The following is a 12424-nucleotide window of genomic DNA, read 5'->3' as shown; positions in this document are numbered from 1 at the left end:
CTTAACCCTCTGATTTAGAATTTATCATTTCTTTTCCACGGCAAAGCAACAATAACGACACGTTAAATACCGGGACCAAAAAATAGGTTTCCGTCAACGTTGTTAACAGGAAAACCACCACCACCCAGCGCATGAACCGACTCAGCTTGCGCATGTTACCCAACAGATGAAAATAACAGAAAAGCATGACGACAGAGGCGAGGCCACCGGCCGAATAAAACATGGCAATGAAGAAGAAATCGACGGGTTTATAAGGTTCTATATTCATGCCGAACAGCGGATTGGGTAGCCCCACCGCCTGAAACATCTGCCAGGAGAACCAGACTCGCCCGGTCAACGCCTGGTTCAAGAGGACGTCCAATGCCGGATTGCTGCCCCAGAGCATAACGCTGGCGAATTGAAAGCCGACAATAACCAACGTCAGCACGATGCAGACTTTTCTATTGGGGGCGACACGCAGCAGCGGCGCCAGCCAAAACAGCAATAACATCAACAACGCCAGCATAAAACAGGTGCGAGAATAGGAATACATCAGCACCGGGAGAATTAACGCCGACACCGCCAACGACGCGATATTTTTCATTCCACGCATTAGTTTCGCATGGTCGATCAGGCACAGCAGCGTGGCGAACAAGGCAAAAGAATAATACGCCAGGGTATTCGGGTTATCGAAACCCAGCGTTAATCTGTTGCCGTAACGTTCATCAAGATAAACAAACCCATTGGTGTAAAAGCTATAGGGAATGACCATCAGCAACCCTGCCACCACAAAGGCGATGGCAAACATTTCAGCGCCACGTCCCATGTCTATGCGGCGAAATAAAATGATCACCGCCGTGCTGAATACCGCGCCAAACAGATAATCCCCATGCCCGGTGGCAATATTAACCAGAAACAACAGAGCCAAAAAACCCGCAACCGCTTTTTCCGCCAGCGTAGCGATAAAAAATGCATAACCGACATAGAGCAACATCAGGCCATTAAGCCCCATCACGGTTTTATTAATCAGCTCGCTGTTGAACGATCCCGAGGTCAGGGAGGTTTTCACGAAAAACATCAGCAGAAAGGTCAATACGATGGATTGATTGACTAAATCCCGCGACTGATTATAACCGGCGTTGGCATGCATTTGAAAATTGGAGGCGACTCTTTGCATAAGTGTTTACTCAGTAAAATAACTGCCCCATTCCTGCTCAATGTTTTTCGGCATCAGCTTGCTTAACCCCGCGCCAGGCGTAAACGTCAACTCACCGAAATACACCTTCTCGCCGACCTGGTAGAAATCCACGCGGACATAAGAGAACTGCTGCGCTGTCTGGCGAGCCAAACGCGTCATTTCGTCCAGCCGCGTAGGGCGTGGCATCGGTTCGTCGGCATTCGGCAAGCTGATACGGATTTCGGTGCGGTTCCAGTCGATATCGAAAATATCGCGCCGATGAGTGCCGAAACGCTGATAGTCCACCTGGATGAACATGCGAATTTCATGATTGTCGTTAAAACAATGAAACTTGATATCGTTCGGCACCTGCTCGCCATCCAGCAACAGGCGCTCCACCATGATGCAGGGTTCGATATCCAGATAATGCTTTTCGCGACTCTGCTCGTAAAAGTTGCTGCGCATCCACGCGTTGCTGAGATCGTACAACTCCGCGTAGCTCACCTGCTGCTTGTCGAACACCAACCGGTTATAACCGCTGCCGTGGTTGGCCTTCAGCACGAAGGCGTTGGGCAATTGCCTGAACATGTCGTAGCTGAGCTCAGTGCCATGCGCATACAGCTCCACCAGATACTCCTCGCCCCACAGACCGGCGATAAATTCACGTACCTTGAACTTGTCCGACAAGGTGGTGTAGATGCTGCGCGGATAAATTTTGCGACGCATGATCTTTTCGCTGAAGCCGGTCGGTTTTGACAGGTGCGGCAGCTTCTTGAAATAGAGCGCGTATTTAACCTGATGGTGCCAGGCATCGGGCAGGCGTTTGGAAATGTTTTTAACCAGGATGTTTAACATGTTCTCTCCTTAATTTGCTGACAAGACGCGGCAAGCAGTAAAAACAGGTCAGCTGCAGTCGGGTAATTTTTCCGCCACGGAATAAACTGTTCAGCACGAAGAACGAAATGAATTCCGCCAGCAGCGTAGACACCGCCGCACCGATCAGGCCGTAGCGCGGGATCAGCAGCAGATTCATCACCACGTTCGCCACGGCCACCAACGGCATCTTGATGGCGATAAAGCGATAGCCGGCGAACAGCACGATGCTACGGTACGAAACCGTCCCCATGACCGAGAACAGCGAGGTCAGCGTACAAATGGCCAGGATGCTGGCGGCCGGTTGGAAAGCGGCACCGTACAGCAGCGCAATGGCCGGGTGGGCGAACCACCACAGGCCCAGCAACACCGGCAACGACAGGCCCAAGACCACCAGATAAAGCACCCGGATACGGTATTCCTGCTCCAACGGATCGCGACAGCTGGCAATGCCCGGCATCAACGAGGAGATCAGCGCCATCGGCACGAACACCCAGCCTTGGCTGAGGGTGGTGGCGGCACTGAACCAGCCTACCGCCTGCTCGCCGACCAGATTGCCCAGCATGATTTGATCGATGCGGGTATAGATCACTATCGACAGGCTGGAGATGGCCAGCGGCAGGCCCACCTTGAGCAAATAACGGCCATAGCGCCCGGCCTGGCGCGGCGTAACCCGCGGCGCGGCCGCAGCTTCGCCACGGAATAACCAGAGGCGCGCCAGGTAAGGGACGGCGCTGCTGAGGATGTAGGGCACCGCGAACCACACCAGCGGCAGCGCGGCGCTCACCAGCGCCAGCCGCAGCCCGATCGACAGCAGCAGCGCCAGGTTGTTGATCAGCGTATTGCGTTTCGACTGCAGGCGGGCATCGTAATAAATCTTGTACACGTCCTGAATCGAGAAATAGGCGCTGACAAGCAGCAACAGCGTCATCAGTTGGCTGGCGGGCGATTGGCTGAAATAGCTCCATGTCAGTATCGGCAGCGTCACCGCCAGGAACAGCCAACGGCGCAGGCGTATTGACGCCAGCATCAGGCGAATGCCGCTTGGTTGTCGGCGGGCGACGCGGTTGAAAATGATGCTGTCGGCGCCCAACTGTACCAGTGGCACCACGATAGCAATCGTCGCCAACAGATAGTTGAGCGCGCCAAACTGCGCGGGCCCCAGATAGCGCGCAACGTAAATGGAGACGAAGATGCCGGACAGGCTGAGCGAAACGCGTTCGAGCATCAGCCACAGGGCATTGGTGATAATGGCCTTCACCCGCTTATTCCCCTGCCTGCGGGCTATCTTCCCGATGGCTTGGGTAGGCGAAGTTGTAGTAGCTCATGTCGGTTGACGCCTTCTTCACCATGCCGTTGAGGATCACGCCCTTGATCCCCACCCCATTCTGTTCGAAACGGCGCATGCTGGTTTCGATCTGCTTGACGGTGTTGACCTCAAAACGCACCACCAACAGCGAGGTGCCGGCGTGATTGCCGACGATCGCCGCATCCGTCACCGCCAGAATCGGCGGCGTATCGATCATCACCAGATCGTAGTTTTGCCCGGCCCAGCGCAGAAAATCGGCGAAACGGCGATGCATCAACAGTTCGGACGGGTTCGGCGGCACCTGGCCGCGCGGCACGAAGTCCAGATTGGCGATGGCGGTTTTCCGCACCGCCTGTTCCGCCATCACGTTGCCCACCAGCAGATCGGACAGGCCCTGATGCCCGTCATCCGCCAGCCAGCGGTGCAGGAAGCCTTTGCGCATATCGGCGTCGATCAACAGCACCCGCTGCCCGGCCTGCGCCACCACCACCGCCAGGTTGGTACTGGTAAAGCTCTTGCCGCTTTCCGGGCTGGCACCGGAGACCATCAGAATGTTGTTCTTGGCCTCCATCATGGCGAAATGCAGGCTGGTGCGCAGGCTGCGGATCGCTTCCACCGACAGATCCGTCGGTTCGGCCACCGCCAGGATCGGCAAGCGCCGGCCGCCGGATTTAGGCAGCAAATGACGCTGTTCGCGGTTGCGCTTCACCTGCCACGGCGACAGCGGCACGGTGGCGTAGACGTTGATGCCCCGTCTCTCCAGGGTATCGATGTCATTGATGCCGCGATGGAAAGCCGCGCGCAACAGCACGACCGAGGCGGCGCCCGCCGCGCCCAGCAGCAGCGCCAACAGCACGATCAACGCCTTTTGCGGCTTGATCGGCCGGATAGCGGTTTCCGCCTCGTCGATGATGCGAACGTTGCCCACCGTGCCGGCCTTGCTGATGCTCAGCTCCTGCTGCTTGTTCATCAGCTGCATGTAAACCTGCTGATCCACCTGCACGTCGCGGGTGAGGCGCAGGATCTCCTGCTGCATTTTCGGCAGCGTCTGCACCTGTTTACCCAGCCGCGCCTTTTCCGCCTCCAGCGTGGCGCGCTTTTCCAGCAGCGCCCGGTAAGCCGGGTGCACACGGGTATAGAGCTTGGAGATCTCCGCTTCCTTGAAGGTCAGCTCGTTGAGCTGGGCCTCGAGCTGCACCTGAGTATCCAGCACCGATTTGGCTTCCAGCGACAGATCCACCGAGTCGTTTTGCTGGCGGAATTGATTGAGCTGAGTTTCGGCGTTGTTCAATGAGGTTTGCGTTTGCGGCAGCTGCTCTTGCAGGAACGCCAGCATACGCTGCGTCTCTTCCGTTTTGCGATCCACGTTCTGCTGCAGATAGTTGTCGGTGATGTTCTTCAGCATCGCCTCGGCATTCTGCGGATCTTCGCTCGGCAGCGTAAAGGTCATGATGCCGCTGTCCTTGCCACCCGGCACCACGTCCAGGTATTTACGCAGATCGTCCACCGCTTTTTGACGCGCGACTTTGACCACGGTAAAGCTGGCGCCCGGCGCCGCGTCCAGCGCCGAGACGGTCATGTTCCAACCGCCCTGCGCCACCGGCTGCCCGACCACACCGCTGAACAGTTTGTCGCCGTCATGGCTCAATTCGTAATGCTGTCCGTCGCGCACCGTCAGCGTCAGCGTTTCGTCCAGCATGTCCTCCGGCGTCGCCAGCGTGGCAATGTCCAGGACCGGCGGCTTTTCGCCGCTCAGCCGGGCAAAGCCTTTGCCGAACACCGGGAAATAGTCCGGGCTGACGCGCACCGTCAGACCGAGGGCGTCCACCGTTTTGCCCAGCACGTAGCGTGACTTGACCAGCGTCACCTCATCCTCCGTCGCCGAACTTTGCCCCATCGAGCTGTCCAGCGTTTCACGCAGCAGCGAATCGCCGGACAGCTGCTTCTCCACCTGCACCACCGCCGTGGCCTGGTATACCGGGGTGGCCAACAGGGCGTAGGCAACACCCAGCACGCCGGCCAAACCGGTCACGGCGGCGATCCGCCAACGGTTATCCCACAGCGGCCCGATCAGGCGCTCCCACTCCAGCTTTTCATCTTGTTCGGCCACCATCACGGACAGCGCATTGTTTTTCATCTTCTGTTCCTTATTCACCCTGCGGAGTTACCAGTTGCGCACGCGCAAGGTCGCCTCGCTGAGATCGTTAAAGCTGCTGATGGTCGGCACCAGCTGGCTGATCAAACGGTTCCAGCGCGCGACCGGCGCCGCAGTGACGTACACGACGTCGTAAGGTTGCAGCTGAAATTCAGCGCCCATCGCCAGCGCGCTGGCATCGGAGAGATCGAACTGATACAGCGTCGCCAGCCGCTGCGGCGTTTTACCGCCGCTCGGCCGGATCACGAATACCCCGGTCGCATCCGCCACCGTCTGGCTGATCCCTTCGGAAGATCCGAGGGCTTCAGTCAGGGTCATGCCGCTGCGATCCATCTTCAGCGTCGCTTGCTTACCCACCTCGCCCATCACGAACACTTTCAGTTCGTCATTGCGTGGGATGTAGAGGATGTCGCCCGGCTGCAGCAGCGCGTTCTGGCTGATGTCGCCGCGCTGCATCAGCGCCTGCAGCGAGATAGCCCGCTCCTTGCCCTGATGGGTCAGCACCACGTTGCGCCAGTCGGCGTTGTCCGTCAGGCCGCCGGCGGCGTTGATCGCGTCCAGGATGGTCAACGGCACGTTGGTGATCGCCTGTTGGCCGGAGGTTTTCACTTCGCCGGTCACGTAAGCCTTCTGCGAGCGGAAAGCGGCGATGCTGACGTCCACCTGCGGGCTTTCCACATACTGCGCCAGACGGCCGGCAATCAGGCTGCGCACTTCGGTGACGGTCTTGCCCACCACCGCCACGCGCCCGATATAGGGATAAAAGATCGTGCCATCCGCATGCACCCAGTTGCCGGTGTCGCTGGCGCTGCGGTACTGCCCGGCCGGCGTGGTCAACTCGGGGTGATCCCAAACCGTGACGTTCAACACGTCGCCGACGCCGATGCGGTATTGATAACTCTGCAACCGCTGATCCAGCGCCGGGTTCGGCCGGGCGACCGGTTCTACGCGCCGCATTTTCTGCAGCAGCATCGGCGACATGCGATAGACCTGTACCTGGTTATTCAAATCGAAATCGTCGTCCTGCTGCACGACGATGGCTTTTCCACTGGTCGGTAAATGCGAGCCGGGGACCACCGTACAACCGCTCAACAGCGCGGAGGTGCAGACCAACGGCATCAAAAGGGCCAAATGAAGATTCATGGAGGTACCGTGATAGACGGGCTGCTGCCGCAGCCCGTGAGAGGATTATCGGCCAACGCTGGGGTTGTCGCGGAGTACCGTTGCCTGGCGCGGTTCACGCAGCATGGCGAAATAACCGCAGAAACAGAGCAGAAACGCCACCAGCATCAGGCTTTCCTGCAGCTTCAACACTTCGCTGCAAATGCCGACGCAGGCCAGCGTCACCGCCAGCATGGTGCTCATTGCCAGCGCCTGGCGCGCATTGAGCCCGCGGCGCATCAAAATATGGTGTAAGTGATCGCGGCCCGCTTTGAAGGGGCTTTGGCGGCGCAACAGGCGGCGCACCATCACGGTCACCATGTCCATCAGGGGAATGGCGATCAACCACAGCGCGGTGACCGGGCGCATCACCGACTGCGGCCCCTGCGTCGCCAGCAACACCAGCCACAGCACGCTGAAGCCGATCACCATGCTGCCGGCGTCTCCCATAAAGATCTTGTTGCGCGCACCGAACAGGCTCAGGTTAAACAGCAGATAAGCCGCCAGCGCGACGATCAGACCCAGACACCACAGCGCCAGGTCTTCCCGGCCGCCCAATCCGAACAGGATGGCCAACGCCACGAAGGTGACGCAGGACAAGGCGCCCAGCTGCCCATCGATGCCATCGACCATGTTGTAGGCGTTGATCGCCCCCCAGACCGCCAGCGGCGTAAGCAGCAGCGCGCCATAACCGAGCATCACTTCCTGATGGCCCCAGACATAGCCCAGCGAGGAAAGCTGCATCCCTGCCGCCAGCATCATCGCCAGCGCGATCCCTCCCTGCACCATGACGCGCGGCGCCACGGGCAGATCAAAGCGGTCATCCAGTACGCCCAACACCACCAGCGCCGTGACGCACAACAGATAGACGGCGCTGTCGGGCAGCCAGGCGGGTTGCCACAGCGTCATCAGCGTCAGCGTCAGGTACACGGCGATGCCGCCGACCAGCGGAATATGCCCCAGATGTTGCTTGCGCGCATTGGGCTTATCCACCAACCCCACCACCAAAGCGGCCCGGCGGGCAATAAGCACCCAGGCGACCGCCAGCACAAATATCACGCTCAGTTGATATAACATCGTTCCTCCAGCGAATAAGCACGCTACCGCCCTTGAGTTACAGCTCCCAATGCGCTATTAACAAAAACAAAATTGATCCTGCCAGGATATAAGTCAGCATGAATTAATCCTGAAAAATGCAGATTTATCCGCTTGTCGGCGGAAATAGGTAAATAACGCCAGCGTGCGGTTAAGTTATCTCTCAGAAAACTCATGCTTAATGGTTCTTTCGATTGCCGAATCAAGTTCTACCGGCGCCACGAAATTATTCCGCACACTACTTTTAAATTGCGTTCTGGCGCAGAATTTCTGCACTCTTACGCGGCTGATTGGGAATTTTTTGCGACTTATTTTACTGACAACATCCAAGGCGGTTGCGCCGCATATGCCTACGGCATAGGGAATGCGAATCGTCTTATTTTCTCTGCCCAGCGAAGAGGAAATAACGTCGACCAACTGATTCATCGTAAAGTCCGGTTTATCGACGTAGTTGCTGACCTGATACGTTGACTGTTGATCCAGCGCATGTTCCAGCCGCGCGGCAATATTTTCAACGTAGGCCATCGACTTCATATTATTACCGCTGCCAATCATCACGAATCGGCCGCTGGCGATCTGGCGGAACAGGTTATACACGTTGCCGCGGTTGCCTTCCCCGAAAACCACCGTCGGGCGGATGATGGTCAATTTGTTTGCGCTATCCGCCTTGCGCCAGGCTTCATAAACATATTCCGCTTCGAGCTTGGATTTGCCGTAATGGTTGAAGGGCTCGAAACGCCCCCCTTCATCGGTTTCCTGTTCAACGAACCCGTAAACGGCAACCGAGGAGGTGAAAATGATTTGGCGAATATTCAATGCGGAGGCGGTCATGCAGACATGGCGTGCGCCTTCGACATTGACCTGATAATAGAGCGAAATAGGATCGACATTGTCCTGATGTTCCGCCGCCAGATTAATGATGGCATCACAGCCCGCCAGCGGTTCTTGCAAGGTCTGGGGCTGCGTCACATCGCCATACTGATAGAGCGCCGGAAAATGTGCGCTGGGTTGCTTGTCAACGATGACCAACGTCAGGTCGTCGCGCTCACTGAGACGTTTCGCCAGGCGTGTTCCGATAAAACCGGAACCCCCGATAATAGCTACTTTACGCTTATCCATAATTTGTCACTCAGCAGGTTTCTCATTATTCCTGTCACCGCAATGGAAACAGGGCGCTAATATGCGTTAGGTAATGAGTTCCAGACTGGACAAATCGAACCTGGCTTTCAAATAACAAATAATGAAATAAAAGATTTCATCAAATGTAAAATTATCGCTAAAGATAAAACCTCATTCAGCGTTAATTTTTAACATCGTAAGCAACTTGATATTGCAAGGTTTTATTCGGCAATATGAGATTAATCCGACCTTTACCCGGCGTAGAAGAAGTCTCATATTTTACCGGCAATTTAAGCTGCCCTTGCTTAGGGTCGACGCATTCGATGGTCGCCTGATCCATGCTCTCGCCCTGGTACAGGCAGAACAGGGTTTGCGGGCTGTTGGTATGGGGATTATTCAGCGTCAGCGTCAACACAACGCGCGTGTTGTTCTGAATATCATTGATCACCGGCGGGCGAGTTTGGTTACCGAGCACATATGAAAAATGTGAAATAACCAGCAACGAAGCGAATACCGTCAGGTATTTCACTACGCGGCTGGCAGGCATGCTGAAAAAGCGACGCACTGCCGCCGGCTTCTTTTCCTGCACCGGTGCTTTGGCTGATTCCATCGTTGCGACAGGCGCAGCAACAAGGGGCGATTTACGCGGCTTATCTATTTTCTCTTCGTTGATTTCAGGCGATTCACTTTCATTTTCGGAAAGTTCCGCTTGAATATCATCGCCAATATCATTGCCGTCATTTAATATATCGTCGTCAGCGTAGTCCTCATCTTCGGATATAAAGTGAAAAACGCCTTGATTTTCCACCTTGTAACCCAAACGAGGAATGGTTCTGATAAGCGTATGTTCCGCGTCGCTAATTTTCTGACGAATAGATTTAATTGTTTGATTTATCGTTGAATCTGAACAATACGTTCCTTTCCAGATATTTTCTATAATTTCCGTTCGGGTAACCAGTTCTGGTGATCTGGCGACAAGCAGCGAAAGAATTTGATACTCCTTCCAACGCAGACGGAATTTCTCCCCGGCAGGAGTCAGAACATCGAGATTCCTAATCTTTATTCTTTTATCAAGATTCACTTTTAATTTCCTTAGCGTGCCTGTCCTGCACACTTTGTATAGAAATATCAAAAAATGTTCAAGAAATTAAATGTAAACTCAACAGGTTGCATCCATTGGATATTGGCTTTTATAAAAATTTTCTGATTTCATTTTTTACATTAGGCCTGATTAAGGATGTTATGTTTATCCAAACGACTCTTTTTCCCTGTTGGCAACATGGATTTCTTTCATGATTACCGTAAAATTCAAACTAGCACCTCATTGATTTTAAAAGAAAAAGCCAGCAGTGTTGTTTGATTGTTAATCGAATAAAATTGTGAAATTTCATTCCGCCACGTGAATTCATCCTGTTTTTCCACCTAATCTGATTGCCAGATAGACTACAAAAAGCCGGAAAAAACAGAATGAGAGTTGTCTGATTTAACCCCAGGGTTCATTCCAGTGGATGGGCGCAGCATCTAAGACAAAACCCTATAGATGATCTTATAACAATCGCACTAATTATGCCTCACCCTCCCGGAAATTTCATTTAACCTGCGGGAAAGGCATTAATGATTTAATGCAGGAATACTCTCAATAAAAAGAAAAAACCGTGCAAATAATATAATCCGTTTACGCGAAAGCATTCTGACATTGAGAGATAGTGCTATAAAAAAAGAAAAAAACGGTAATCGGGGATGAGAATTTTACCTAAAGACAGAAAATTTCACTGAGGAAGAGAGAAGAGATGACTCGGAATGAACGAAATATCCCTCCCCTGTCGGGAAGGGATAGAGAAAGCCGTTTGATACTCAGGCCTTTTTCTTGCGGCCATACACCGCCCAGGTGATCACCACGCACAGGATATAAAACACCAGGAACACTTTCATCGCCCCCGCCGGCGAACCGGTCATCGCCAGCGAAGTGCCGAACGCCTGGGGAATGAAGAAACCGCCGGCCGCGCCAATCGCCGAGATAAAGCCCAATGCGGCGGCAGAATCCGTCACCGCTTCACGCTGCGCGCTTTCATCGCTGCCGCCGGCCGCTTTGACGCGATCGACAGTGATTTTACGGAAAATGACGGCAATCATTTGGAAAGTCGAGCCGCTGCCCAGCCCCGCGGTGAGGAACAGCACCATAAAGATGCCGTAGAAGGCGATGAACGAACCGCCCTCCCCCGCACTCGGCAAGGTCAGGAACAACAGCGCGGCGAAAACGGCCATAACCACAAAGTTGATCAACGTCACCCGCACGCCGCCGAAGCGGTCAGACAGCGCACCGCCAGCCGGTCGCGCCAGCGCCCCAAGGAACGGCCCGAAGAACGCGTAATGCAGGATCACCACGTCCGGGAACTGCGTCTTCGACAGCATGGCGAAGCCGGCGGAGAAACCGATGAAAGATCCAAAGGTCGCGAGGTACAGCAAACTCAGCATCCACAAATGCCCGCGCTTGAGCACCGGCAGTTGCTGACGTAACGATGCCTTGGCCGCCGCCAGATCGTTCATGCCGAACCAGGCCGCCAGCGTGGCCACCAGCAGGAACGGCACCCAGATCCAGGCGGCGTTTTCCAGCCACAGCTGGCCTCCCTCGGCCTGATTTTGCGCCGTGCCGCCAAACAGGCCGAACAGGCTGAAAGAGATCGCCAGCGGCGCGACCAGCTGCATAACGCTGACGCCCAGATTTCCCAACCCGCCATTAAGCCCCAACGCACCGCCTTGACGCGCTTTCGGGAAGAAGAAGCTGATGTTGGCCATGCTGGAGGCAAAGTTGGCGCCGGCGAAGCCACACAGCAGGGAAATGATGACGAACACGCTGTACGGCGTGCTGCTGTCCTGTACCGCGAATCCCAACCACAGGCACGGCACCAGCAGGAAACAGGTGCTGATGGCGGTCCAGCGGCGGCCGCCAAACAGCGGGATCACGAATGAATACGGCACGCGTAAAATGGCGCCCGAAACCGACGGCAGCGCCGTCAGGAGGAACAGCTGGTCGGTGGTGAAATTGAAGCCCACCTTGTTCAGGTTGACCGCGACGGCGCTGAACAGCATCCAGACGCAGAAGGCCAGCAGCAGACAGGGAATGGAAATCCACAGGTTGCGGGTGGCGATACGATGGCCACGCTGCTGCCAAAAGGCGCTGTCTTCAGGACGCCAGTCCTGAATCAGCGCACCGGTTTTCTTTGATGAAGGCGTTGCAAGTTGCGACATAAAAACCTCAGACACGGGGGATCATTCCGCACACCCTAGGGGGCAGCCCCGGCGGCAAAGTTGATGTATATCAACCCGAATGCAAGTAGTTGGCGCCGCAAATAGCGCCCTCATCCCCTTAGGGGTACGCCGCAATTAAAAATTAAATCAATTAAAATCAATGCATTGAAAATAAAACCTGCATCGCTTTCATCGTCCTGCCCCCCCGCCGGAAACTAATGGGTACTTCATTCGAGGTATGGGGTTATGCTCAGGGATAATCAAAAATACGGCTGAATCGTTACTTGTTTACCCCCGTCGCCGCCTT

The 12424-nt window shown here is 55.2% G+C and carries 9 protein-coding genes; all 9 read right to left on the bottom strand.

The annotated features are described in order from the left end of the window. Position 1 precedes the first annotated feature (1 nt). The 9 genes from ACUXAC_RS04750 to ACUXAC_RS04710 all read right to left on the bottom strand — a co-directional run bounded on the left by ACUXAC_RS04750 (position 2) and on the right by ACUXAC_RS04710 (position 12117). A complete protein-coding gene (locus tag ACUXAC_RS04750) occupies positions 2 to 1156 on the bottom strand; it encodes a hypothetical protein (protein ID WP_454266530.1) in 1155 nt (384 codons plus the stop codon). 6 nt (positions 1157 to 1162) lie between these two features. After that, on the bottom strand, positions 1163 to 2011 hold the full coding sequence (locus ACUXAC_RS04745) for an ATP-grasp fold amidoligase family protein (protein ID WP_060440674.1): 849 nt from the start codon (positions 2009 to 2011) through the stop codon (positions 1163 to 1165). Next, positions 1992 to 3290 (bottom strand): flippase, encoded by a 1299-nt coding sequence (locus tag ACUXAC_RS04740; RefSeq protein ID WP_421115104.1) that lies wholly within the window; start codon positions 3288 to 3290, stop codon positions 1992 to 1994. The genes ACUXAC_RS04745 and ACUXAC_RS04740 overlap by 20 nt, the downstream gene beginning before the upstream one ends. A gap of 4 nt (positions 3291 to 3294) precedes the next feature. Then, positions 3295 to 5475: a polysaccharide biosynthesis tyrosine autokinase gene (locus ACUXAC_RS04735; RefSeq protein ID WP_421115103.1), complete on the bottom strand. Its 2181-nt coding sequence runs from the start codon at positions 5473 to 5475 to the stop codon at positions 3295 to 3297. A gap of 27 nt (positions 5476 to 5502) precedes the next feature. Then, positions 5503 to 6636 (bottom strand): polysaccharide export protein, encoded by a 1134-nt coding sequence (locus ACUXAC_RS04730; protein ID WP_038876972.1) that lies wholly within the window; start codon positions 6634 to 6636, stop codon positions 5503 to 5505. Between the two features lie 45 nt (positions 6637 to 6681). Further along, positions 6682 to 7731: a UDP-N-acetylglucosamine--undecaprenyl-phosphate N-acetylglucosaminephosphotransferase gene (gene wecA, locus ACUXAC_RS04725; protein ID WP_060424063.1), complete on the bottom strand. Its 1050-nt coding sequence runs from the start codon at positions 7729 to 7731 to the stop codon at positions 6682 to 6684. 174 nt (positions 7732 to 7905) lie between these two features. Beyond that, complete coding sequence (locus tag ACUXAC_RS04720) at positions 7906 to 8868, bottom strand: NAD-dependent epimerase/dehydratase family protein (RefSeq protein ID WP_060424066.1); 963 nt, start codon at positions 8866 to 8868, stop codon at positions 7906 to 7908. Between the two features lie 181 nt (positions 8869 to 9049). Next, complete coding sequence (locus ACUXAC_RS04715; protein ID WP_225528679.1) at positions 9050 to 9949, bottom strand: transcriptional regulator; 900 nt, start codon at positions 9947 to 9949, stop codon at positions 9050 to 9052. A 773-nt stretch (positions 9950 to 10722) separates the two neighbouring features. Further along, positions 10723 to 12117, bottom strand: a complete 1395-nt coding sequence (locus ACUXAC_RS04710; protein ID WP_225528678.1) for a NarK family nitrate/nitrite MFS transporter — start codon at positions 12115 to 12117, stop codon at positions 10723 to 10725. Between the last annotated feature and the right edge of the window lie 307 nt (positions 12118 to 12424).

It is taken from the genome of Serratia sp. 121840015-1 (assembly GCF_053627655.1).
The sequence above is the reverse complement of the archived record's forward strand: the minus strand, read 5'-3'. Positions and strand labels throughout refer to the sequence as shown.